The organism is Sphaerospermopsis sp. FACHB-1094, assembly GCF_014696195.1.
Taxonomy (GTDB): domain Bacteria; phylum Cyanobacteriota; class Cyanobacteriia; order Cyanobacteriales; family Nostocaceae; genus Sphaerospermopsis; species Sphaerospermopsis kisseleviana.
In genome coordinates this window covers 1-25,901 of the sequence record NZ_JACJPT010000057.1, presented here as the reverse complement: position 1 = coordinate 25,901, position 25,901 = coordinate 1, and the positions used below count along the sequence as shown (strand labels likewise).

The following is a 25,901-nucleotide window of genomic DNA, read 5'->3' as shown; positions in this document are numbered from 1 at the left end:
GGAGCATAACCCATGACTCAAAGTATTAACCAACAATCCAATTATCAAAAATTAACCGCAATTGTTAACAACTTGATTGACAATAATCCTCTTTACCTAGAAAATCTCAATAGACAGGAAATGATTGACAACATCAATCATAACTTCGATCCCGCATTTGTCCCTGATGTAAATAGCATTTCCGAAGAATCATTAACTAAACGAATTAAAAGTATTTTATCTTTACATTTAGTCTCAGGAATGCTAAATGATTTTACTCCAGAACAAATGCAAATTTTTGATGAATCTGTAAAGCGTGGTAGTTAAATGGGTTATTTATTAGATACTAATATTGTTTCTGCATCACTCAAGCAAAATTTACACGTCGCATTAAAAATTACAGAAATGCGTCGTCGAGGTGAATTGATTGCTATTAGTGGTATAACTTACTATGAAGTACAAAGAGGACTTTTAAGAAGCAATGCCACTAAAAAATTAGCCTTGTTTGCACAATTTTGTCAAGATTATCCTGTTTTATTTTTAGATGATTTGAGGATATTTCAGAAAGCCTCAGAAATTCATGCTGATTTAACAAATAAGGGTAAAATTATTCAGGATGCAGATATTTTGATAGCTGCTACTGCTATTGTTCATAATTTAATTTTAGTTTCTCATGATTCTGATTTAACTAGGGTTAATGATTTACAGTTAGAAAACTGGTTAATTTCTTAGTTAAGAAAGAAAATCTTACTTATTGTCTGCTAAGAGTGCAGTCAGATTTTCTAAAATCTCATTTTCTTCTTTTCTTACAGCTTCTAATCTCATCAACAACTTTGTTATTTCCTGCTTTGTATCTAAACTGATATTATCAGCAATTGCATTATTCAATATCAAACTATTATCTTCCGATTTCTTAAATTTGAATCCAGAAAATAATAATTTAGAGATATTCTTAAACCCAAAAGAAAACATTGCATAAATCAACTTGAGAGGAGTTTTCAAGGTAAATAACAAACCTTGATCCAATATCTTGCTAAATAGTTGAAATATTTTCCAGATTATATAAATACCTAAAAATATCATGAAAGCAGTAATAACAGGATGATTAACTGCTAAAGTTAATAATTTCATTATCCACGAAATTGTAGGATGATTATCAATCCAAGTTGTCATAGTATCCCATTGATGATTAAAAAAATTATTAATAGCATTTTCTATAGCACTAGAAACTGAATTAGTTAAATTTCCTGCTTGTTTAGCACTTTCAGTAATACTATCAACAGCGTGGTTTTTTACTTGATTAACATTATCAATTACACTGGATGTAGTTGTAGTGAAAGCATCTTTAGCTTGATTTGTTGTTTCAGTTATTTTATTAATTACTTTTCCTGTAGAATTACTAACTGTATTTGTTGCACCTTGGAAGGTTTCAGTTAAAGATTGACTGGTTTTTTCTCCTGTTTCTGAAAAACTATTTAATGATTTATTGGTAACTTCTGTCAGTGTATTAACTGTTTTTCCTGTTGTGTCTGTGACGAAGTTTTTTGTATTTTCCCAACCGTGGGAAACTGTATCTGTGATCGAAGATAAGTTGCTAGTATTGATGATTTTTAGCATAATGCAGTTATCGGATTTGTTTTAATGATTACACATTACAGATATTTTCAGGTAAATAAACCACATTTTGATTTAGGTTTCGCGTCAACAATGTAGGGGTGAAGCATTCGGACAATTAATTATCGGTTTTTACCTAAGACTATCATCCGAATGCTTCGCCCTGACTGTGGTCTAAAGACATGAAAACTGCTGTAACATAAGTTTAATATGCAACGGATAAATTTTGTAAATCCGTAAATATATCTAAAAAAAACTTAATAATCAATTATGTTTTATATGATTTAGTAGTGTAGGTAGTATCTAAGTTAATTAGATCCAGATTCTCGACTTCTGTTATTTATTGTGTCCATAAATGATAAATTTATCTCAGAAGTCGGGGATCTTATCGCCTGTACCTACAATAAACTAGCCATGAGTGGTGTATACATCACACTATTATCGACTCTGTTCATAAATTCTTTAGCTAATTCTATCATGACTTCATGGGCATCACCATATTTTTGTTTATAGGTTAATTGATGATTAAAATCCAAACCTTCAGCTATTTTTGATCTTTCTGGTATTCTTGTGGCAAAGGTTGGGGGAAAGAAGGGATTAACAATAATAAAATTTAAGTTATGCGTTTGGGAAACAGTGCCGTTATAACGGGAAATTAAAGTGCCAATGGGACTAATTTTATGGTCGTAATCTTTCTTGAATTGTTCAATTTGTTCTAATAAAAGTTCTAAACCGTGAATTGACATCCGGCTGGGTACACAAGGAATTAAACAAAAATCACTGGCAAAAAAAGCACTTTTGATGACATTATTAATGCTGGGTGGACAATCTATTAAAACGTAATCATATTTTTCTAGTAAAGGATTGAGAATATTATGTAAAATTGCTACTGCATTGGCTGGTAAATATTCCTGAACTTCAAATAATCGCGGACTGCTAGGAATTAAATGTAAACAATTAAAAGAGTTTTTATTTCTGAGATTGGAAACTTCTTCTTTGACTATGAATTTTTCATTATTTCCATTTTCTAAAAAATAATCAGCATTTTTTAAAAGAAAGGGTAAAGTCAATCCTTTTTGATTATATTGCCATTCCCAATCTTCTTCTGACATCAAGGCGCTAGTGAGGTTACTCTGGGGATCTAAGTCAATAGCGAGTACCCGTTTACCATACATGGTATCGCCGGCTAAATATTCTGCTAAGGCCATGACGATGGTAGTTTTGCCAACTCCACCTTTGAGGTTGCAAACACTGATTACTTTCGCTGTCATAGTTTTTGGTAGATGGATACATTAGGGGTATATAATTATATTGTTGCCTAAAATTGTAGAAAATTAACAAGTAAAAATTGCTCTATTTATAAATGACTCCTAACACCCAAATAGATACCCCAATAAATAAAAGTTGGCATGGTAAACTTCATTTAGTCTATGCTAAACGCCAAGATTCTACACAATTAATTTATAACCACAACCAAGCACCTTTAAAAATTCAACGTCCTTTTTATCCAGAGGGTGAAAAAATATGTCATAGTGTGATTTTACATACTGCTGGAGGTGTGGTGGGGGGCGATCGCCTATCTTCCCAAATTCACTTGCAAGAAGATACACAAGTATTAATAACTACTGCTACTGCTGCTAAAATATATCGTAGTAATGGGTTACAAGCACAACAAACTGTAAATATTCAAGTTGATGCTGGTGCTTGTTTAGAATATTTACCCCAAGAAACAATTTTATTTAATGGTGCAGTTTATCGCCAGGATTTGCGAGTAAAATTAGCTACAGGAAGTAGTTTTTTAGGGTGGGAAATTACGAGATTTGGTAGAAGTGCGAGAGGAGAAAAATTTGTACAGGGAGAGATGCGATCGCACACAGAAATATGGCAAAATAATCAACCATTGTGGATTGATAGACAATATTTACCCGGTAGGGAAGAAATATTTCACAGTCCCCACGGTTTAGCAGGAAAACCCGTTATTGGTAGTTTTGTGTGCGTTGGGATTCCCATATCACCGGAAATTATTCAACAAGCACGTTCTTTAATTATTCACAACTCTATCAATAACTCTGATGCTGGAGTAACTCGTTTAGAACATGGATTTTTGTGTCGATATCGTGGTAATTCTACATCGGAAGCAAGAAATTGGTTTACAAATATTTGGCAAAATTTACGAATATCGTTGTTAAATCGTGGTAATTGTATTCCTAGAGTTTGGCAGATTTGAAAAAGCATTCAGCCGTCAGCCGTCAGCTATCAGTTATCAGCTATCAGCTATTAACTAAAGGATAAAAAATAAGAAGAAATATAGAGGAAAAAACAATGCAACTTACACCGCAAGAAAAAGATAAATTATTAATATTTACTGCTGCTTTGGTAGCTGAAAGAAGAAAAAATAGAGGTTTAAAATTAAATTATCCCGAAGCGGTAGCTTTTATTTCCGCCGCGATTTTAGAAGGTGCAAGAGATGGACAAACCGTAGCAGAATTAATGAGTTATGGAACAACCTTATTAACACGAGATGATGTGATGGAAGGTGTACCAGAAATGATTCATGAAGTACAGGTAGAAGCAACTTTTCCTGATGGGACAAAGTTAGTGACAGTGCATAATCCTATTAGATAGTATAAAAGGAGTAAGAAACGACAAATTATCCATCAACAAACAATATGAGATTAAAATCAATCAATATTCAAGGTTATCGACCTTTTAGGAATTTTGCAGCACCATTAGAACCACTAGAAATTATTGTTGGTGCAAATGGTGCAGGTAAGTCAAGTTTATTTGAATTTCTCAAATTTTTACGAGATAGTCTTTTTCAAGATATACCTCCAGAAATAGTTCCTGGTTCTATTGGACAACAGATTTTTCATATTCCGGGACCAGAAAAGTTTCAATGGGATATTGAAATTGATACAGGTCTTCCAATTGGTATTAGATATTTAGGAGAACTCATTGGTCCAGTTGGTAGAACTCAGGTTTCCTATGAACGAGTAGAATCATCTCAACCTTTTAGCGATAAATATAGTAATCCATACATATATATGGATATTCAAGGTAATAAAGGAGTGGTGCAAAATCCTGATACTAAAAAATTTACACAGCAAGAAATTGCCTTAAAACGACCTAATCAACTTGCTTTAAGTGCAATGACAAATCCATCATTAGAAACTTTATATAACTTACGTGACTATATTCGAGAATGGAGATTTTATAGTTCATTTAATATAGCAAATGATAAAATTCGGAAATCAGTACCCATTGAACAACAACCGATTTTACATGAGGATGCAGGTAATTTAAGTTCAGTTCTTTTCTCTTTAATGACTGAACATATAACAGCATTTGATGAACTACAACAACATTTACGTTCTGTCATTCCTGGTTTTAAAGGTTTAAAAGTAAAAGCACGAGGGGGACCAGGAGAAGTTATAGCATTTTGGCAAGAATCAGGAGTTGATCAAGAATTAAGTTTAGCTGATTTATCAGATGGAATTTTGCGGTTAATTTGTTGGATTTGTTTATGTGTACAACCAAATCCACCATCTTTAATTTGTATTGATGAACCAGATCAAGGTGTACATCCCCGTACACTTCCGGTTCTAGCTGGTTTATTTGAAAAAGCATCTGAACGCACACAAATTTTATTAGCAACTCACTCATCTTATTTTCTCACACAGTTTGATATTTCTCAAATTGCTGTACTTAGAAAAGAAAATGGAGCAGCAAAATTTATTAAGCCTGGAAATTCGCCAATTTTAATTGATATGCTTGATGATTTCGGTTCAGATGAAATAGAACAATTACACCGTAGCGATGAACTAGAGAGACTTCCATGAGAATTTTAGTTTATGTTGAGGGGACATCTGATAAATCAGCAATGGAAGCATTACTAGCACCATTAATTGAAGAGAAACTAAACCAGGGTATAAGTATTGAATTTTTTGCTGTTAAAGGTAATGATAATAGTAGAGGTGGAGATGCTAAAAAAGATTTATTAACTCAAACTCCAATTAGAGCAGTGAATATTCTGAAAAATCAGCAAGATTCAACTGTAGTTATTATACCTGATTTATATCCTAAAAATAAAGGGTTTCCTCATGAAACCTGTGCAGAATTAGTACAAGGAATTTTCAATAATTTTGAACAAGCATTACACCGCAAAGGAATTAATGATCGCCGATTAGAAGAACGCTTGAAAGTGTTCTGCTTTCAGCATGATTTAGAAGCATTAATTTTAGCTGCTGAAAGTGAATTATCAAGTATCCTTGGCATTAATAATATAACACAAACATGGACAATCCCAGTTGAAGACCAAAATCATGACATTCCACCTAAAAGAATAGTAGAGGAGATATTCAAAAACTATGGTAAACGTTATAAAGAATCTATAGATGCACCAAGAATTTTAGGAATTGCTAGATATCAAGATATAGCAGAACTATGTCCACAAGCTTTTAAACCCTTTGTACAATTTTTAGAAAATTTGTAAATTAGGAGACATCCAGTTATGATCCCCGGAGAAATCATTACCCCCCCAGGAGAAATCGAACTCAACGTAAATCGTCCCACCACTAAATTAATAGTAGCAAACACCGGAGACAGACCCATACAAATTGGTTCACACTTTCACTTTTATGAAGTCAATAACGCCCTACAATTTGACAGAGAAAAAGCACGAGGAATGAGATTAGACATCCCCGCAGGAACAGCAGTCAGATTTGAACCAGGAGACGAAAAAGAAATCACCCTTATTCCCCTAGTTGGTAGTCGCCAAATATACGGATTCAACAACAAAATAAACGGAAAACTCTAAACCTCTCTCTTAAACCTCTCTCTGCGCCTCTGCGCCTCTGCGTGATAAAAAAAGGATAAAAAAAATGCCCTACAGAATGAACCGCCGCGCCTACGCTGACACCTACGGACCAACAGTAGGCGACAAAATCAGACTAGCAGATACTGAACTATTTATAGAAGTAGAAAGAGATTTTACAACTTATGGTGATGAAGTAAAATTCGGGGGTGGTAAAGTAATTAGAGATGGCATGGGACAATCTCCCATTTCTAACGCCGATGGTGCTGTAGACTTAGTAATTACTAATGCTTTGATTCTCGATTGGTGGGGTATTGTAAAAGCAGATATCGGCATTAAAGATGGTAAAATTTATAAAATTGGTAAAGCCGGAAATCCCTATATTCAAGATAATATAGATATTATTATTGGACCGGGAACAGAAGCTTTAGCCGGTGAAGGAATGATACTCACCGCAGGGGGAATAGATACCCACATCCATTTTATCTGTCCCCAACAAATAGAAGTAGCGATCGCCTCCGGTATCACAACCATGATCGGTGGAGGAACAGGACCAGCTACGGGAACAAATGCCACAACTTGCACACCAGGACCATGGAATATTTACCGAATGCTGCAAGCTGCTGACGCTTTCCCTGTTAACTTGGGATTTTTAGGCAAAGGTAACACCAGTCAGCCCCAAGCTCTGAGAGAACAAGTAGAAGCCGGGGTAATAGGTTTAAAACTCCATGAAGATTGGGGAACAAACCCTGCAACTATTGATACTTGTTTAACCATTGCCGATGAATATGATGTACAAGTAGCAATTCACACTGATACATTAAACGAAGCCGGTTTTGTAGAAGATACCATCGCTGCTTTTAAACATCGTGCTATTCACACCTACCACACCGAAGGCGCTGGGGGAGGACACGCACCGGATATTATTAAAGTTTGTGGACAAACCAACGTTTTACCATCTTCTACTAACCCCACCCGTCCCTATACGTTTAATACCTTAGATGAACACCTAGATATGTTAATGGTATGTCATCACTTAGATCCTAGTATTCCTGAAGATGTTGCCTTTGCTGAATCCCGTATTCGTAGAGAAACTATCGCTGCTGAAGATATTCTGCACGATTTAGGCGCGTTTAGTATGATTGCTTCCGATTCTCAAGCAATGGGAAGAGTAGGAGAGGTAATAATTAGAACTTGGCAAACTGCCCATAAAATGAAAGTTCAACGGGGAACACTCTCCCCTCACCTTGTAGGAGAGGGGTTGGGGGAGAGGTCAGACAATTTCCGCGCTAAAAGATATGTTGCGAAATACACAATAAACCCAGCCATTACACATGGTATTGCTGACTATGTTGGTTCTGTGGAAGAGGGAAAAATTGCTGATTTGTGTTTATGGCAACCTGCGTTTTTTGGTGTCAAACCAGAAATAGTTATTAAAGGGGGAATGATTGCTTGGTCACAAATGGGTGATGCTAATGCTAGTATTCCCACACCTCAACCTGTGCATACTCGTCCTATGTTTGGTAGTTTTGCCGGTGCGCGTCATGCAACATCATTAACTTTTATTTCTCAAGTCGGTTTAGAAAGAGAAATTCCCCAAATGTTAGGCTTAAAAAAATCAATTGTTGCGGTTTCGGGAACTCGACAAATTACTAAGCGAGATATGAAATTAAATGATGCCTTACCGCAAATTGAAGTAGATCCAGAAACTTATGAAGTTCGTGCAGATGGGGAATTATTAACCTGTGAACCTGCAACGGTTTTACCAATGGCGCAAAGATACTTTTTGTTTTGACTCCTGTACGGGCGAAGTAGGGGCGAAGCATTCGGAAAATAGCCTGTTCAGAAAATTGATAATTTGTCGCCCGAATGCTTCGCCCTTACAGGAAAATAGGCTTGGAGAAAAATTGATAATTTGTCGCCCGAATGCTTCGCCCCTACCACTCCTGACTCCTGACTTTTGACTCCTGACTTTTGATTTTCTATGCTTCTAAAATCTGAATTTCATTAAGTTGATTAATTACCACATCTGCACCTTTAACATTATCTGTATTATTAACCCAAGTAATACCAATACAACCGGCAGCTTTAGCATGACGCGCCATTTGCATATCACCCACTGAATCGCCTACCATCAAAGTAGCTCCCGGTGGTATGCCTAAAGTTTGGCAAGCCTGTAAAAATAATATTGGATCCGGTTTACTCGGACCTTCATCAACTCCCATTTCTAATTGCAGGTAATCTCTGAGATGATGAGTGATGACAAATTTTTGCACTTCCCCAGTGGTTGCGGCTGAAAGAATACCCAGTTTTAATCCTGTTGCTGATAGTGATCTTAAAATATCTAAGACACCAGGAAAAAGAGGTGCGGGAGTTTGACTCACATATTGATCAGCTTCTACTAAAGCTTGACGAGCAATTTTTAAAGATTCAAACCACCCTCTTCCGGTTTCAGCTATGTATGCAGCAGCAGCTACTTCGGTTTCTTTGCGACTGGCTACAGACATTAAACCAGCAGGATCTAGTATATTACCATTAATACCAAAAGCCATTAATAATGGTTCGCCAATACCGGGAATTTGTGCATCTATGATTCGTGCTGCTTTTTGTCCGAGCGATCGCAAATAGGTTTCTGAGTCTTCCAATGTACCATTTTTGTCAAATAAAATCGCTTGAATATCGGAAAAGGTGATGTCACCACATTTGATAGTTATCATGTAACCTCTGTTATTTTGCTAATTCACAATTTAATTAATCACCTTATTGGTTTTTCTTTCAATTGAATAAATCCGATAATGACCATACTTTTACGGTTTTATCATAACCACCACTTACCAGAGTTTGACTATCTGGACTGAAAGCAAGTGATTCTACAAAAGATAAATGACCATAAAGTGTCATGATTTTTGTGCCGGTTTGCAAATCCCACAATTTAATTGTTTTATCATCACTACCACTAGCAAGGATTTTTCCATCAGGACTGAAAGAAATAGTTGTAATTGGCGCATAATGACCAGTAATAGTAATAGTTTTCAGTGGTTCTATCTTCCACAATTTAATTGTTTTATCATCACTACCACTAGCAAGGATTTTTCCATCAGGACTAAAACTAATAGTCCGAATCGAATCTGAACGACCACCAAGAGTTTGAATTTCTTCTCCTGTTGCTATATCCCATAATTTAACTGTTTTGTCATCACTACCACTAGCAAGGGTTTTTCCATCAGGACTAAAACTAATAGTCCGAATCCAATCTGAATGACCAGTAAGAGTTTGAATTTCTTCTCCTGTTGCTATATCCCACAATTTAATTGTTTTATCACTACTACCACTAGCAAGGATTTTTCCATCAGGACTAAAACTAATAGTCCAAATCCAACCTGAATCACCAGTAAGAGTTTGAATTTCTTCTCCTGTTGCTATATTCCACAATTTAATTGTTTTATCACTACTACCACTAGCAAGGATTTTTCCATCAGGACTAAAACTAATAGTCCGAATCGAACCTGAATGACCAGTAAGAGTTTGAATTTCTTCTCCTGTTGCTATATTCCACAATTTAATTGTTTTATCATCACTACCACTGGCAAGGATTTTTCCATCAGGACTAATAGCCACTGAATTAACAGCAGCAAACATCCCTTCATGATGAAGATTATAACGAGTAGTACATGATGGATTACTAATTTCTGTAAAATCAGGGTTAAGATTTAGTGCTTGCTGACAAAATTCAGTAGCTTTTGTGTAGTCACCTAAAGCAGCTAAAGCAACTCCTTGGTTATAGTAGGCTTCCACATAATTATTATCTAGTTTAATCGCTTCCCTAAAATCATTGACTGCCTTTTGATATTCTTTTAAATTTAAGTTAGCTATACCTCTTTTATAATAAGCATCAGCATAATAATTAGCTGCATCTTGGCTCTTATTATCAATTACTTTAGTAAAATTTTGAATTGCGTCTTGATAATTTTTTAATTCTGCATTAATAGAACCGAGTTTAAAATTTGCAACTGGATGTTTAGGATCACGGTATATAATTAACTCGTTCAAATCTGCAAGTGCTTTGTGAAGTTCTCCCTGTTGAATATAGATAGCAGCACGACCTATATAACCATTCGCAAGGTTTGGGTTACGGTCAATTGCAGTATTGAAATCATCGAGAGCTTTTTCATATTCTGCCAGTTTAACATAAACAGTGGCTCTTCCCAGCAATGGATCAATATATCTAATTTTATCCTCGTTAATATGTTTTAGTTTGGGGTCAACTTCTATTGCTTTATTATAATTTTCTATTGCTCTTTCCTGATATTTTTTTGCTTGTTCATGATATCTTTTGGCTTGTTGCAAATACCTTTTTGTATTATGATTATCAATACCTTCTTCTAATGTTTTATATTCCATTACTGTTTGCAAATCACCTAGTTTAGAATAAATTTGACCTAATGCTACGTAGGCTTCTGCAAAATTTGCGTTTTTAGCTAATGCTGAATTAAAATATTTAATTGCTTCATCATCATCATTATCTTCTATGGCTTTTACACCATTTTCATAGGAAGATAATGAACTATATATAGGATCAGATTCTTTATAGTTATTCTTGATAAAATTAATTTCTACTTTATCCACAACGAAATTAACGTTACCTATTAAAGATAGGGAAGGCGCAAGATTAATTGTTGGTGCTAAATAGCTTATTAAACTTGGATTGAAATTAATTTGTAAATTTTTTGATAAATCAAATAGCAATTTTAAAGAAGCCCGAAAAATAGAATTATCAGATAATAAGGGAGCTTTAACATAAAAATTATCTGATAACGCAGAATTGCTTAAAGCTCTAGCTGATATGACAGTATGAAAAGACAAACCAGGGATAGGGATACTAATTTCTGTCATACTCATAATTAATGACAGCAAGATGCAAAATGTAAATTTTAAGAATTGCTGCACTTTACTTAGATTCATTTGAGTCATATAATTTGTACTTCAAAAATAAACTTTTATAATCAATTAAGATATTTATGAAAGTGTTAATACTCATAGTTAGCTTTCTATAAATTTAATTATGAGTATTAATTAAGTCTATATTATACACTTAATGGTAATATTATCACTTCATACTTGTATATACAACAATAACACTCTTACTGTTTCTAATAAAATATTCTGATAATTTATTCTGAGAATTGTAACCACATTCTCACTCTTACATAAGGGGAATTAGGCAAAAAACACTAATAAAATAGGCTCAAACCTATACCCCAATTGACTTTGACATGGTTTTGATTAGTTTATTGGTATATTTGGTTTCCAGGCGTTTTTGGTTATTTGATTGATGTATTGACCTTATCTACGCAAGGGTTTGAGTCCTGAGGGTGATAAAAAAGAAAATAGGTGTAAGGTTTCGCTATAAGATTCAGTGGTAAGTGAGCGACTTGTACTGAGAGAAGTCTAAGTAAGCCTGGCGTTAGTCCTAAAATTATGAACACAAAAAAAGAGGGATATTCCCTCTTTATTAAATACTTTGTTGCAAATAATCACAACTACAGATATATTACTCTTCAATAGCTGCTGGAATTTCCTCTTCAACTTCAGTTGCTGGTGGAATTTCTGCTTCAGCTACAGCTTCTACTCCTTCAACTGGTGCAGCTTCTGCTGCTTCCGCTGGTGCAACAGCTATACCTTGCTGTTTAGCTAACATTTGTTCCCTATACTTAGCTGCCATTTCTTCCGCCTTATCATAGACCAAATCGCGGTTTTTGATCATATCACCGGGTTCTGGTTCTAACTGCTTGGTAGACAGCGAAATGCGTCCTCTTTCTGCATCCAAATCAATGATCATGACTTTCAATTCATCATTGACATTGAAGACGCTGTGAGGTGTGTCAATATGCTCGTGGGAAATCTCAGAAATGTGGAGTAGTCCGCTAACACCGCCGATGTCAATAAATGCACCGTAGGGTTTGATACCACGAACAGTACCAATTACTACTTCTCCCACTTCCAAACGGTTCATCTTGCGCTCAACCAGCGCCCGACGATGGGAGAGAACCAAACGGTTACGTTCTTCATCTACTTCTAGGAATTTTAAGGGTAATTCTTCCCCTACCAATTCTTCTTTTGGTTTGCGGGTACTAATATGAGAACCGGGGATAAAACCACGTAGTCCCTCAATGCGTACCAATGCGCCCCCACGATTAGTAGCAAACACACCAGAACGGACAGTAGCATCTTCTGCCTGTAATTGCCGTACTCTTTCCCATGCTCTCATGTATTCAATACGACGAATGGACAGGGTTAACTGACCATCTTCGTTTTCATCAGTGAGGATGAAAAATTCCCGTGTTTCGTTTGATTGTAAGACTTCTTCCGGGGCATCAACCCGGTTAATAGACATTTCCTGTATAGGTATGTATGCTGCTGTTTTAGCACCAATGTCAATCAGAGCGCCGCGCGGCTCTATACTAAACACTGTACCTGGTACTATATCACCAGGGCTGAAGTGATAATCGTACTTATCAAGTAGAGCAGCGAAATCTTCGTGAGTAAATCCAATTTCTGTAGCGGTTAAATTCTGATTGACCATGCTGTTTTGTTCCTGGTTCTAGTCTCCGTAAGTTTTTGTCACAATTAATGATGTATATGCGAGGGCTTTTAAATAAGTCTACACTTACATCCTTGTTAATCCTAGCGCAGAAGAGCTAGGTTCACACATATTATCTTCCAGATATGATATTATATCATATCCCAAAATTTTTTTCACTTTTTGCAAGTTAGGGGTCAGTAGTCAGCAGTCAGCACTATATCAAAATATTATCCGTTGCCACATAAATATGCAGCAACGGATTTGAATCTTACTTAAAAAAGTGTTAAGTCTGAGATAGCTGAAAGCTAACCGCTGACAGTGTTTAACTTCTTAGTCTTTCTCTTTTCTCTCAAAGCGGGGAGGTTCGCGAAATGCGATCGCAAAAAAGAGAACACCTATTGCTAGGGTCAAAATCAAAATGTATGCAACGCTTTCCATATTAGGATTTCCTGCCTATCCAGCCAGTAATTTTAGTTTACCAAGCAGAGTAAAAAGCATGAAGTCATAAAACTTCATACTTTTTACTTCATGCTTGTTTAAGCTTCCTTACGAACACGAGTGGTCTTGTCACCCAATTTCTGGAACAGACCCCACTCTACTTGTTCTTCTAGATCCGCTTCCACACCTGCGAATACATCGCGGTAGATGGTTCTAGAACCATGCCAGAGGTGACCAAAGAAGAACAAGAGCGCAAAGACAGCGTGACCAAAGGTAAACCAACCTCTGGGAGATGTACGGAATACACCATCAGAGTTTAAGGTTTCGCGGTCAAATTCAAAGATTTCGCCGCCTTGAGCCTTACGAGCATATTTCTTCACATCGGCGGGATCTGTGAATGTTTTACCATTCAAATCACCACCGTAGAAGCTAACAGTAACGCCTGTTTGCTCGAAGCTGTATTTAGATTCTGCCCGACGGAAAGGAATGTCAGCGCGGACAACTCCATCTTTATCGGTCAAAATTACAGGGAAGGTTTCAAAGAAGTTAGGTAGACGACGTACTGTGAGTTCGCGTCCTTCTGCATCTGTGAAGACTGCGTGACCTTGCCAAGATTGGGCAATACCATCGCCTTTAACCATTGGACCGGTACGGAATAAACCACCTTTAGCGGGGCTATTTCCTACATAGTCGTAGAAGGCCAATTTTTCGGGGATTTGTGACCAAGCTTCGGACAAGCTTGCACCGTTAGCAACACTATTTTGCACACGGCGCTGAATTTCTTGACGGAAGTAACCTTGATCCCACTGATAGCGGGTAGGTCCAAACAGTTCGATGGGGGTGGTAGCGTTACCGTACCACATAGTACCAGCAACTATGAAAGCAGCGAAGAATACCGCAGCGATACTGCTGGAAAGTACGGTTTCAATGTTACCCATCCGTAGGGCTTTGTAGAGCCTTTCGGGAGGACGAACTGTGAGGTGGAATAAACCAGCAATAATACCAACTACACCAGCTGCAATGTGGTGAGCTACAACACCACCGGGGTTAAAGGGGTTAAACCCGGCTGGTCCCCATTCTGGTGCTACTGGTTGGATGCTACCAGTTATACCGTAAGCATCGGAAACCCACATCCCAGGTCCAAATAGACCGGTTAAGTGAAAAGCACCGAAACCAAAGCAAAGTAAACCAGATAAGAACAGGTGGATGCCAAACATTTTTGGCAAGTCTAAGGCGGGTTCGCCTGTGCGGGGATCTCTAAATAGTTCTAAATCCCAGAAAACCCAGTGCCAAACGGCTGCTAGGAATAATAAACCAGAAAGAACGATGTGAGCAGCAGCAACGCCTTCAAATGACCAGAAGCCAGGATCTACTGCTGTGCCACCGGTGACGCTCCAGCCGCCCCAGGATTCGGTTACGCCTAAACGTGACATAAAGGGAAGTACGAACATCCCTTGTCTCCACATGGGGTTGAGAACTGGATCACTGGGGTCGTAAACAGCCAGTTCGTAAAGCGCCATTGAACCAGCCCAGCCAGCAACTAGGGCTGTGTGCATCAAGTGTACAGAAATCAGTCGGCCTGGATCGTTCAGAACCACTGTATGTACTCGGTACCAGGGTAGTCCCATCGACTACGCTCCTCCTCGAAGAGTTAGTTTGTTTACAAAGCAATTTTCTTACTGAGGTTCTGAGGGAGGTAAACTACCACCCAGAAGTCTCTCTGAGTTTTTGTTATTGCCAGTCTTGAGTTTAACCACAGATTACTCTGTAGTTTATTATCGCTTATTCGCTGTCACAAGTTAATTCCCTGAGTTCGTGACTTTCAGGAAGTAGCTGTTTTGGCGATCAGCAAAAATGAGAATATTTTAAAAAGTGTAACTATTGATGGAACTCTTTGCAAGCTCCTAAATAGATGTGATTAGCTAGTTTTTGCATCAGATATCCCTACTCATGCCCACAATGCTACTATTTATCATCTGAGGCACTGGTTAAGCTTAAATTATTCTAAATATACAATAAAGCTGTTCGTTTGGTATAAAATTAGGACTATGATTTCCATGGCGATCGCTTGTTGAAAAATAACATAACTTATATTGACGAGATTTACACATTCCTGTCCTTGATTTTAATGCTGAAATTTATAGGCTATAATTCAACCACTATTCAACAAATAAAGGAGGATAAAATGGATGCAATTACTACTCAGCAAGCAAGTCAAGACCTAGATAATTTAGTAGATCGGGTTATTGCAGATGTAGAACCAACAATTATTTGTAATAACAAAGGTAACATTTTATGACGAGCAGGTGTATGAAAATGACAGCTTGATAGTTTCTCCCATATTTCCAGAACTCAAGTTGACTGCTGCTCAAGTTTTACAAGGATGAAAATCTTTGATATGAAAAACAGCTTATAAATATAACATATATATTAAAATGATTAACTGCTGATTTTAGAAAAATTAATGTTGATAACTGGGTTTTTCAGGTCTATAAGACGGTGGGGTAAGGTAACAAAATTCCTGTCGTTGTTCTCCTTGTGTTTCTTGCTGGCTGTAAGCTGTACTCCAAGTCCCCAACCAACTACACCACCTAGTCCTGGTGCGGTGAATACTCCTGCTAGTGATGGTAGGATTACTATCGGGACAACAGCAAAACCGAGAACCCTTGATCCTGCTGATGCTTATGAGTTAGCATCCTTGGGTTTAGTCTTTAATATGAGCGATCGCCTATATACTTATGAACCAGGTAGTACAGAAATTAAACCCCAACTAGCCACAGCTTTACCTAAAGTTAGTGAAGATGGTTTAACATACACCATTCCCCTACGGGAAGGAGTAGTTTTTCACGATGACACACCTTTTAACGCTAAAGCAATGGCATTTAGTATCCAGCGTTTTATCGAAAATAAAGGTAAACCATCTTTTCTACTTTCCGATACAATTGAATCCGTGAAAGCTACAGGGGACTATGAACTTACAATTAAATTGAAAAAACCCTTTGCGGCTTTTCCCGCATTATTAGCATTTTCTGGAGTGTGTCCAGTTTCACCTAAAGCTTATGAACTTGGTGCGGGGAAATTTCAACCTAATACCTTTGTAGGAACTGGTCCTTATAAATTAGCCCAGTATGGTACAGATTCTTTAAGATTGGATGTTTTTGAGAAATATTGGGGAGAAAAACCAGCAAATAAAGGTGTTAATGTGCAAATTCAAACCAGTCCAGTGAATTTATTTAATGCTTTTAAAACTGGTGCAGTTGATGTTGCTTATTTATCTTTACAACCAGATCAAATTCGTAGTTTAGAAGATGGTGCGAAAAAAGGAGATTGGCAAGCTATCACTGCTCAAGGTAGTGTAGTTAGTTATATGGTGTTGAACAGAAATCAACAACCATTAGATAAACCAGAAGTGAGAAGTGCGATCGCCTCACTCGTTGATCGTCCATTATTAAATGAACGGGTATTATATGGTCAAGCAGATCCACTTTATAGCATGATTCCCACAACCTTCAATGTTTCCCAACCATTATTTAAAGAGAAATATGGTGATGGTAAATTTGAAGAAGCGAAAAAATTGTTAACTACCGCAGGTTTTTCCAAAGAAAAACCCGCCCAAATTCAAGTTTGGTATCCTGCAAGTTCACCCACCCGGAGTTTAGCAGCACAGACATTAAAATCCTTAGCTGATACTAAAATGGACGGGATATTACAACTAGAAGTTAAAACCGTAGAAGGGGCAACATTTTTCAAAGAAATTTCCAAAGGTTCATATCCCATCGCTTTGCTAGACTGGTATCCAGACTTTTTAGATCCAGATAATTATGTACAACCATTTTTATCCTGTGAAAAAGGTTCAGAAGCTAAAGGTTGTGAAGATGGTGGAAGTCAAACTCAGGGTTCTTTTTACTATAGTGAAACAATGAATAAACTCATTGATCAACAACGTCAAGAACAAAACCCAGAAACGAGAAAGAAAATCTTTACTGACATTCAAAATCTAGTTTTAACTGATGTTCCTTACGTTCCCCTATGGCAAAACAAAGATTATGTATTTGCCCAAAAAGGCGTAACAGATGTCAAACTTGATCCTACTCAAAACTTGATTTACAGAACAATTAAGAAGTAGTTCTTAGTCATTAGTCATTAGTCATTAGTCATTAGTTATATTTATCCTGACTCCTGACTTCTGTACGGGCGAAGCATTCGGAAAATAGCCTGGGACAAAAATTTACAATTAGTCGCCCGAATGCTTCGCCCCTAAGACTCCTGACTCCTTCAACTCCTTGAACTCCTGAACTTCCTGAACTCCTGACTCCTAATAAATATGTCCCGTTCTAAAGCCTTACAATATTACATAGTTTCTCGGTTGCTATTTGCACCACTGCAACTATTAACTATTATCACCATTGTTTTTTTATTATTAAGAGCCACTCCTGGAGATCCAGCAGATGCAATTCTTGGTGGACGTGCGCCAGAAAGTGCTAAGGAAGAACTCAGAAAACAACTAGGTTTAAATTTACCTATCTGGTTACAATATCTCAATTATTTGGGAAATATACTACGTTTTGATTTAGGAACTTCCTTAACCAGTCGCGGTCAAAATGTGTGGGAAATTATCAGCCAACATTTTCCAGCTACAGTAGAATTAGCCGTTTGTAGTATGCTGGTAGCTTTAATTGTGGGAATTTTAGTAGGTACACTTTCCGCCTCTCGTCCCGGTACTTCTTTTGATGTTGGTGGGCGTTTATTTGGCATTATTACCTATGCACTCCCCATGTTTTGGGCGGGAATGTTATTACAATTAATATTCTCAGTTCAATTACGTTGGTTTCCTAATTCTAATCGTTTTCCTCCTAATATTTCCCCACCTCCAACTCTTACTGGTTTATATACAATTGATAGTTTATTAAATGGAAATGTGAGTAATTTTTTCACAGCTTTACATCATTTAGCTTTACCCAGTATCACTTTAGGAATTTTGCTCAGTGGTATTTTTGAACGTATTGTGAGAGTGAATTTAAAACAAACATTAAAAGCTGATTATGTAGAAGCAGCTAGGGCGCGAGGAATCCCGGAAAATAAGATTTTAATATCCCATGCTTTAAAGAATGCCTTAATACCTGTAATTACAGTCTTAGGATTAACATTTGCTTCCCTATTGGGAGGGGCAATTTTAACAGAAGTAACATTTTCTTGGCCAGGATTAGCAAATAGATTATATCAAGCTATTTCTGAACGGGATTATTTTACAGTGCAGGGTATTTTAGTATTTTTTGGGGCAATTGTTGTGACTGCGAGTATTTTGATTGATATTCTTAATGCTTATGTAGATCCGCGAATTAGATATTAACCCAATTTGCTAGTTATATCATTTGGTTTGTAATTCTGTTTTTGATGATTTTTAGTGTTGTGGGGTGGGCATCTTGCCCGCCCTTTTATACTTCATCCAGATGAAATTTGTTGTTGATCTTTACCTACCTTTGCAAACTGCGAGGATCAAGGGCATCTCTTAACCCATCACCTAATAAATTGAATGATAAAACAGTCAGAATAATCAAAATAGCAGGTGATAAAACTAGCCAAGGTTGTAAGACTAAAATTGAAGCATTACTAGCTAAAGAAAGCATATTTCCCCAAGAAGGATCAGGTTGTTGAATACCTAAACCAATCAGACTTAACACTGCTTCTGCACCAATAAAACTCGGAATGGTCAGAGTAGCAGAAATAATTACATAAGTGGCAGTTTGGGGTAAAATATGACGGAGAATAATATAAATTGGCTTACCTCCCATTGCCAGTGATGCTTGGACAAATTCTCTTTCTTTAATTGATAAAACTTGACCACGAATTACTCTAGCTAAACCTGCCCAACTGATCACAGAAGTAATTACAACTATTAATAAAAAGCGTTGTGTACTGGTTAATTGAGGGCTGAGAACTCCTGATAATGCTGCTAACAAATAAATGCTGGGAAAAGTCATTAACACTTCTGCTAAACGCATAATCACACTATCAATTACACCTCCAAAATAACCAGAAATACCACCGATTATTAAACCCAAAGGATAGGTAATGATGATGCCAAAAATCCCAATAAATAAACTAATCCTACCACCATAAAGCAGACGGCTAAATTGATCCCGTCCTTGTTCATCAGTACCTAAAATATTAAATTTGGCTTCACCTGTAGAACCAAATAAATGCAAATTTAGGGGAATACCAGGAATAATAGTAACTTCATCCCATTTGGTAGGTAGGGGTAAACTGAGTTGAAATAATCTATATTCTGGACCGGAAACAAATAAAGCCAAAGGTGAAGGCTGTTTAAAATCTACAATTAACTTACGTTCCCCTGTTTCTAGATTTGTATCTCCTTGAATTGTTGGATAAATATGGGGTCCGATAAATTTACCCTCTGGAGAAACCCAATAAATGCGGGTAGGTGGCAATAGCGAACCATTTGGCTGTGAATCATAAGGATTATAAGGTGCGATAAAGTCAGCCCCAATGACTGCTAAATAGAACACTAATAGTATAATTGCCCCAAATCTTGCTAAGGAATTTTTTTTGAGTTTTTGCAACCAATTCATAATTTTTTTGACAAAACTTATTTACAAAACAATGAATGATAATTAATAGAGTTAGTAATTCATTCAGCTAAATCTCTAATGTATGTAAGTTTCTATTTATAGATCAAGTAAAAGTTAAGAGTGGCTAATTTCACAACTACCAATTACCCATTACCAGCCTGAAATAGAAGCTACATAAATTTAGTGATTTAACCATTTAACTGTTCAGCTAAATACCTTATTTCCTCATTCTGTTTTTCATGTTCGACCACAAACACATTAGCATAAAGATTAGCTAAAACTTGTTTTCCTTGTTGTGTCAGTCCTAGATAACGCAATCCTTCTTTGATATAAGGATAGACACCATTCCAGTAAAATTTGGCGTAGTTTTTGCGTAAGTCTCCAGGATTTTTATAACCTAAAGCTTTATTTACTCCGGTTTCTTCAAATTCATAAAATAAACTTGTAATTTTTTTCAGGTAACGGGGATCACTTAATTGCCCAATCAAATCAGCAGCACGTACTATGCCGGCAAAATGAGTGGTATCTTGATGATCATCGGCTCTAGGAACTGGAAACCTGGTTAGTTCAATATTGTTCTTGATCACTTCCGAATCTATCAAAGGATGTCCACCAAATCTTTCATCAATAAATAGTTTAGCCCGATCTACATGATAGGGTGTGAGACTAGCATCAGAAGCACCAGGAGGAAGAGCAACCATGTTGCCATTTTGTCCTGTAGCATATAAACTTTCTGCTTCTTGATCTTCGCGGCAAACTCCTTTGACATAACCAATATCGTGACACAATAAGGAGATAATCACGTGCAACCAATCTTCGCTGGAAACTCCTCCTTCTCGGATGTGTCTACCACGCAAAATTTCTTGTCCGACGAGGGTAACGAGAACAGAGTGTTCCACATTGTGATATAAAGCATCACTGTTGGCGATGTTTTCCAAAGCCATGTTACCAGCCCAAGCTATGATGTCTTGATAATCAGTTTTTAAACCGCCGTAGGTACGTCGATAACCTTCTCGCAGTTGATTTACAAAAGCATCAATGATAATTTCAGTGGTATTGAACATAGAGGATTAGAGGATTCTCAGGGTATATATTTTTTATAATCATGTTTATCTGTTGCAATTTCGTTCAATGTAAATCCTTTATCTTACCAGTTAAAGGGGCGATCGCTTTCTAACTCTAAAAAAGATAAAACTTTTCACGTTTATGAAGCGCATCGAATAAATAACCAAGTTACTATACTCAGAGACTTTGGTGCTTCTGACTGCCATTGGATTAAGTTTACATTATCTATCTCAATTTTTCCTAGCAACCCAAGAATTTCATTTATAAGTTATCATCCTTTGCTATTAACTGTCTTGTGTCTCTTCCCTCCTATTTGTTCTAGAAAAATCCGTTACTGATTTTCGCGGAATTTATGATATAATAGCCCATAGACTAAATTTCCATACTTGTAATCTGCGGGTGTAATTCAGTGGTAGAATGTCTGCCTCCCATGCAGAATGTCGTGGGTTCGAGTCCCATCACCCGCTTTCCAAATTTATTGTCCTATTTTCCCAAATATAATAAATGTAGGAGTAAACGCTACAGTTTTTTATAGCAGTGAAGAGGGTTTTACTCTTGACTCCTGCTATATTAGGTTATTGCTCAGACTGCCAAATCCTGATTGTATGATCAGCACTACCACTAATTATCTTATTTCCGTCAACATTAAAAGCTACAGAATGAACAGTTGATAAATGTCCTGAAAGAGTATTTATCAGTTCTTGACTATACAGATGCCACAGCTTAATTGTATTGTCACTACTGCCACTAGCTAGAATTTTTCCATCAGGACTGAAAGCAACACTTGTGACTGCATCTGTATGACCATCAAAGGTATGAATCAGTTCTCCTGTAGACAGAGACCAAAGTTTAACTGTATTGTCATGACTACCAGTAGCAAAAATTTGATTATCAGGACTAATAGCTATAGTATTAATCACATCTGAATGTTCAGTAATACTATTTATTTCTGAACCTTTTTGGGTATTCCATATTTTGATAGTCTTGTCAGCATCACAGCTAATTAACTTTTGTCCATCTCCACTGAAAACAAGAGAATTAATATAATTTTTATGCTTAGTGATAGTATATATTAATTTTTCAGTGTTTAAGTCCCATAATTTGATAGTTTTATCCATACTTGCGGTTGCCAACAAATTACCATTAGGAGCAAAAACAACTGAAGTTATACAACCAGAATGCTCAATGAATGTTTTACTACTCAGAGCATACCATAGCTTAAAAGTTTTATCATAGCCGCCACTAGCAATGATGTTTCCATCAGCAGAAAAGGCTATTGAGGAAACATAGTTGGAATGACCCGTTAAGTTTTGCAGAAGTTCTCCCGTTTGGATATCCCAAATTTTAATACTTTTATCTGCACTACCACTGGCAAAAGTTTTTCCTTGGGGATTGATAGCTATAGAAAAAACATAATTTGAATGACCATAAAGAGTATTGACACAACGCCAAATTATTGGTTTTTCTATTTGAAGAAATACTAAATTTTTCAATTCATAGTTATAAACTTCCCTATATTTTTTGATAACAACTCTGAGTTTTTCTAACATTTCATTAGTCCAGATTGTGGGAAAATCTGCACTTAATTTAAATAATTGAGGTTCATAATTTGGATCAATATTCAAATAATACCAATCCGCCAAGAATGCTGCTAATAACTTGTGTAGGACGACAATAGTTTGCCTAATTGCTCGCAAACTCTTGGTTTCATCATTACTATCATCCTGAATATTTTCTTTGAATTCTTCCCAGTTCCAAGGTTCAAAAGATAAAGATACTGGTTCTTGAAGACCCCAAAATTTCACATTGAAATAAACTTCATGATCTGTGATATCAGTGTAAATAATTGCTGTGGGTACGGCCGATAAAATTGTCTCTAATTGTTTGACTTCAGCATCAAAAATTGAACGCTCAAAATATTTTCCATAAAATTCTACTGGGCAATAATCACCAGATAGGGGATAGTATTTCTCTAAAAATAATTTTAGTTGATTACGAATTTCCTTTTTCAGACTATCACGGAATGATATAGGAAAGTCATCGCTAATATCTGGTGGAGGCACTAACATCAATAACCGTGGTTTCTTTTGTTCATCTATAAAAATTCTCTGTGCTTCATCACGACTTAAAATGCCTGGCCATTTCTGCTGGTCAAAAATCCCTTGAATTTCTTTTTGCTTCAAATCAATTTCTTTAGCAGTTGTTTCTCTACTTAAATCTAGATATAATGCACTTAACTTACTCCTGTCCTCTATTTCTTCCCGCTTCAGTCTTAGTAATTTTTCTTCTCTTTCTGATAATAATGTTACTTCTATTTCTGAACTATCCGAATTATCTGAATTAATAGTTGTTTCTTGAATTTGCAGAAATTCCTGCCTTCTAGCTTCTCTGCGCTGATAGTAATCCATTTCTGCTTGGATTACCCGCTGATCTTGTCTAACTTTTTGCAGTGTCGCGGATAAATTGATCTGGTTTTGTTTAAGAAGAGTTTGGCTAGTAAAGGCTGAAATAATTTTGTTAGTAGTATTATTTACAAAATCAACAGCTGCACCAACGATATCAAATGTCATATAAGTTATCAGGCTAAGAACAATGAACACTTAGTCAATTTTAACCATTAGACATCTCCGAAAATTACATAAGCATAACCTGAAACCCATTCGTAGGGACAATTCATGAATTGTCCCTACATCTTTTTCGGAGAGGTCTATTCAATTCCCTGATGTATCCGGATAAAATAGGTTGCTTTAGTATTGATTATATTAATAACAGAAAAACCACTCCAGAAGTACAGGCAAGGGGTAAAGTTTAATTTTAATTAATCTTCTCCTGGAGTGGGTTTGGGGTTAAGTTGACCTCTAAATAGGGTTTGCTGAAAAAGTCTCTTCGTGAGGGCTTGGAGACAGGAGCAAGAATGAATTATGATGGTGTTCCATGCTTTTTTGCTGTCTACTTATCCTTGTTACTTCGATTTGAGAGCCTTTCTTGCAGAACTAGCAATTTACGTTAAATAGAATAATAAAGCGGGAAAGATTTTGCATCTTTGGGCTTGACATAAACTCGCTCTTGTGGTTCTAATTTTAACTCATCAAAGCGTTCCCGTGTTAAATGAGCAGTAAAATTTTGCCCATCATCCAAGGTTAATTCTACTTGAATTTCCCAACCCAAATGAATGACACGATTAACTATAGCAGATGCAGTTGTACCATTCGCATCTCTTTCGACAATTACATCTTGGGGACGTAAAAATATTTCTGGGTTAGCTGAGTCGAAACCACTGCTTTGAAAAATCTTGGCAGAACTCGGTAAAACATTCACAGGACCAATGAAACTCATTACAAAAGCCGAAGCAGGATGATCATAAATTTCTGCGGGTGTTCCTACTTGTTCTACTTTTCCTTTGTTCATAACTACGATTTCATCAGAAACTTCCATAGCTTCTTCTTGATCGTGAGTTACAAACACGGTGGTAACGTGAACTTCGTCATGGAGACGGCGTAACCAAGCACGTAAGTCTTTACGCACTTTAGCATCTAACGCCCCAAATGGTTCATCTAGTAATAATACTTTAGGTTCTACGGCTAAGGCTCTGGCTAAGGCTACTCTTTGTCTTTGTCCTCCTGAAAGTTGAGAAGGATAGCGATCGCCTAATCCACTTAGCTGCACTAATTCTAACAGTTGTTCTACTTTACCGTGTATTTTCTTTTTCGGTGCTTTGCGAATTTCTAAGCCAAAGGCGATATTTTGCCTCACGGTTAAGTGCTTAAATAAGGCATAATGCTGAAATACAAAACCAATATTTCGCTCTTGTACACTTTGATAGGTAGCATCTTTCCCAGTGAGAATGATTTTACCACTATCCGGCATTTCTAACCCCGATATTAACCGCAGTAGTGTAGATTTACCAGAACCAGATGGTCCTAGTAATGCCACCAGTGAACCACTTTTGATTTCTAGACTTACCTGATCTACAGCCTGGAAGCTGCCAAATTGCTTAGACACATTTTCAACTACTATGCCCACTGGTTTTATACCTCTGTGACTAATCTACGGTTTAGGAGTAGAATTACTGTAGTTTTATTTATATCATAAATGGGGAATAGGGAATAGGGAATCGTTTCCGGTATCTTACCAACTACAACCGCCACAATCTAAAGCACCGCAATCAGGAGTAATATTGATTAATTCAGGACAATTACAAGCGGTATCAGTACAATAGACATCTCCAAAATAGAATGTATTAATTTGTCATAAGTTGTAGGGGCGAAGCTTATGGGCGATAATTTAACGGAAAAATCAGACATATATATATTCCATAAGCTTCGACCTGCCCCCATAAATAAGTTCCATAATTTCTTTTCTGAAGATGTCTAATTAATTCCTATATCCCAATACCTTCGCCAAAACGCTGAAACCCTATTGATATCGTCACGATTTTATTGGGTTTCAGACCTATATTTGGAAAATTGGCATAGGTATTGATATCCACAACATCAAAAATATCCTGACAAGATGATAGGGGTGTTTTTGGCTGAGGTTTCCTGTTTTGTTGATTGTCTGTTTGTGTTGGTGGTTCTAGTGCCTCATCTATTTCTTCAGATTGCGATCGCAGAATTAAATTAGCTTGTTTACAACTTTGAAATCTGACACTGGATTTAACAACAGCAGTTTTTAAACCTTCTTCAGCAATTACCCGTTTAATATACTGAGAACAAGATTCACAAGAAAATCGCCGAAAGGCACGGAAGCCACTTGGCTATCTTACAGTGGAGGAAGTGCCAACGGCGAATTTATTCGCCGCGAATATGATATGATTGGA

The 25,901-nt window shown here is 36.7% G+C and carries 21 protein-coding genes and 1 tRNA gene; 11 read left to right on the top strand and 11 right to left on the bottom strand.

Features of this window, described 5'->3' with window-relative positions:
• Window positions 1-12 precede the first annotated feature (12 nt).
• Both H6F47_RS17020 and H6F47_RS17015 read left to right on the top strand, forming a co-directional pair.
• On the top strand, window positions 13-306 hold the full coding sequence (locus H6F47_RS17020; RefSeq protein ID WP_096565139.1) for a hypothetical protein: 294 nt from the start codon (window positions 13-15) through the stop codon (window positions 304-306).
• On the top strand, window positions 307-711 hold the full coding sequence (locus H6F47_RS17015; RefSeq protein WP_096565137.1) for a type II toxin-antitoxin system VapC family toxin: 405 nt from the start codon (window positions 307-309) through the stop codon (window positions 709-711).
• Between the two features lie 15 nt (window positions 712-726).
• Here H6F47_RS17015 and H6F47_RS17010 read toward each other — a convergent pair whose 3' ends face one another.
• Both H6F47_RS17010 and H6F47_RS17005 read right to left on the bottom strand, forming a co-directional pair.
• On the bottom strand, window positions 727-1,596 hold the full coding sequence (locus tag H6F47_RS17010) for a hypothetical protein (protein ID WP_190650184.1): 870 nt from the start codon (window positions 1,594-1,596) through the stop codon (window positions 727-729).
• Between the two features lie 395 nt (window positions 1,597-1,991).
• Complete coding sequence (locus H6F47_RS17005) at window positions 1,992-2,864, bottom strand: ParA family protein (RefSeq protein ID WP_190346409.1); 873 nt, start codon at window positions 2,862-2,864, stop codon at window positions 1,992-1,994.
• A gap of 92 nt (window positions 2,865-2,956) precedes the next feature.
• Between H6F47_RS17005 and H6F47_RS17000 the strand changes: the two genes are divergently transcribed.
• The 6 genes from H6F47_RS17000 to ureC all read left to right on the top strand — a co-directional run bounded on the left by H6F47_RS17000 (window position 2,957) and on the right by ureC (window position 8,201).
• Window positions 2,957-3,820, top strand: coding sequence for an urease accessory protein UreD (locus H6F47_RS17000; RefSeq protein WP_190650182.1), 864 nt, complete (start codon window positions 2,957-2,959; stop codon window positions 3,818-3,820).
• A 95-nt stretch (window positions 3,821-3,915) separates the two neighbouring features.
• A complete protein-coding gene (gene ureA / locus H6F47_RS16995; protein WP_137667603.1) occupies window positions 3,916-4,218 on the top strand; it encodes an urease subunit gamma in 303 nt (100 codons plus the stop codon).
• Between the two features lie 44 nt (window positions 4,219-4,262).
• On the top strand, window positions 4,263-5,432 hold the full coding sequence (locus H6F47_RS16990) for an AAA family ATPase (RefSeq protein WP_190650180.1): 1,170 nt from the start codon (window positions 4,263-4,265) through the stop codon (window positions 5,430-5,432).
• The gene (locus H6F47_RS16985; protein WP_096565124.1) at window positions 5,429-6,085 is read left to right on the top strand and encodes a DUF4276 family protein; all 657 of its coding nucleotides are present in this window, start codon (window positions 5,429-5,431) and stop codon (window positions 6,083-6,085) included. The genes H6F47_RS16990 and H6F47_RS16985 overlap by 4 nt, the downstream gene beginning before the upstream one ends.
• A gap of 18 nt (window positions 6,086-6,103) precedes the next feature.
• On the top strand, window positions 6,104-6,409 hold the full coding sequence (locus H6F47_RS16980; protein WP_137667605.1) for an urease subunit beta: 306 nt from the start codon (window positions 6,104-6,106) through the stop codon (window positions 6,407-6,409).
• Window positions 6,410-6,473: 64 nt separating this feature from the next.
• Window positions 6,474-8,201, top strand: coding sequence for an urease subunit alpha (ureC, locus tag H6F47_RS16975; protein ID WP_190650178.1), 1,728 nt, complete (start codon window positions 6,474-6,476; stop codon window positions 8,199-8,201).
• A 187-nt stretch (window positions 8,202-8,388) separates the two neighbouring features.
• On the opposite strand, the gene H6F47_RS16970 is transcribed toward ureC, so the two are convergent.
• The 5 genes from H6F47_RS16970 to psbB form a co-directional block, all read right to left on the bottom strand.
• A complete protein-coding gene (locus H6F47_RS16970) occupies window positions 8,389-9,123 on the bottom strand; it encodes an HAD family hydrolase (protein ID WP_190650176.1) in 735 nt (244 codons plus the stop codon).
• A 58-nt stretch (window positions 9,124-9,181) separates the two neighbouring features.
• Window positions 9,182-11,377 (bottom strand): tetratricopeptide repeat protein, encoded by a 2,196-nt coding sequence (locus tag H6F47_RS16965; protein ID WP_190650175.1) that lies wholly within the window; start codon window positions 11,375-11,377, stop codon window positions 9,182-9,184.
• Between the two features lie 580 nt (window positions 11,378-11,957).
• The gene (locus tag H6F47_RS16960; protein ID WP_096565116.1) at window positions 11,958-12,989 is read right to left on the bottom strand and encodes a 30S ribosomal protein S1; all 1,032 of its coding nucleotides are present in this window, start codon (window positions 12,987-12,989) and stop codon (window positions 11,958-11,960) included.
• A 330-nt stretch (window positions 12,990-13,319) separates the two neighbouring features.
• Window positions 13,320-13,427 carry a photosystem II reaction center protein T gene (locus tag H6F47_RS16955; protein WP_013192567.1) on the bottom strand — a complete coding sequence of 36 codons (108 nt, stop codon included), beginning with the start codon at window positions 13,425-13,427 and terminating at the stop codon, window positions 13,320-13,322.
• A gap of 98 nt (window positions 13,428-13,525) precedes the next feature.
• The gene (gene psbB, locus H6F47_RS16950; protein ID WP_096565114.1) at window positions 13,526-15,055 is read right to left on the bottom strand and encodes a photosystem II chlorophyll-binding protein CP47; all 1,530 of its coding nucleotides are present in this window, start codon (window positions 15,053-15,055) and stop codon (window positions 13,526-13,528) included.
• An 836-nt stretch (window positions 15,056-15,891) separates the two neighbouring features.
• Here psbB and H6F47_RS16940 point away from each other — a divergent pair.
• Window positions 15,892-17,553 (top strand): ABC transporter substrate-binding protein, encoded by a 1,662-nt coding sequence (locus H6F47_RS16940; protein WP_190650172.1) that lies wholly within the window; start codon window positions 15,892-15,894, stop codon window positions 17,551-17,553.
• A 198-nt stretch (window positions 17,554-17,751) separates the two neighbouring features.
• Window positions 17,752-18,777 carry an ABC transporter permease gene (locus H6F47_RS16935; protein ID WP_190650170.1) on the top strand — a complete coding sequence of 342 codons (1,026 nt, stop codon included), beginning with the start codon at window positions 17,752-17,754 and terminating at the stop codon, window positions 18,775-18,777.
• 124 nt (window positions 18,778-18,901) lie between these two features.
• Here H6F47_RS16935 and H6F47_RS16930 read toward each other — a convergent pair whose 3' ends face one another.
• Entirely contained in the window at window positions 18,902-20,017 is a 1,116-nt protein-coding gene (locus H6F47_RS16930) for an ABC transporter permease (RefSeq protein WP_190650168.1), read from the bottom strand.
• Between the two features lie 188 nt (window positions 20,018-20,205).
• Complete coding sequence (locus tag H6F47_RS16925; RefSeq protein ID WP_096565103.1) at window positions 20,206-21,081, bottom strand: Npun_R2479 family HD domain-containing metalloprotein; 876 nt, start codon at window positions 21,079-21,081, stop codon at window positions 20,206-20,208.
• A 396-nt stretch (window positions 21,082-21,477) separates the two neighbouring features.
• Here H6F47_RS16925 and H6F47_RS16920 point away from each other — a divergent pair.
• Window positions 21,478-21,549 (top strand) — tRNA-Gly (locus H6F47_RS16920).
• A gap of 108 nt (window positions 21,550-21,657) precedes the next feature.
• On the opposite strand, the gene H6F47_RS16915 is transcribed toward H6F47_RS16920, so the two are convergent.
• Together H6F47_RS16915 and H6F47_RS16910 are read right to left on the bottom strand one after the other, a co-directional pair.
• Window positions 21,658-23,652 carry a WD40 repeat domain-containing protein gene (locus H6F47_RS16915; RefSeq protein WP_190346420.1) on the bottom strand — a complete coding sequence of 665 codons (1,995 nt, stop codon included), beginning with the start codon at window positions 23,650-23,652 and terminating at the stop codon, window positions 21,658-21,660.
• A 436-nt stretch (window positions 23,653-24,088) separates the two neighbouring features.
• The gene (locus tag H6F47_RS16910; RefSeq protein WP_137667618.1) at window positions 24,089-25,105 is read right to left on the bottom strand and encodes a sulfate/molybdate ABC transporter ATP-binding protein; all 1,017 of its coding nucleotides are present in this window, start codon (window positions 25,103-25,105) and stop codon (window positions 24,089-24,091) included.
• Between the last annotated feature and the right edge of the window lie 796 nt (window positions 25,106-25,901).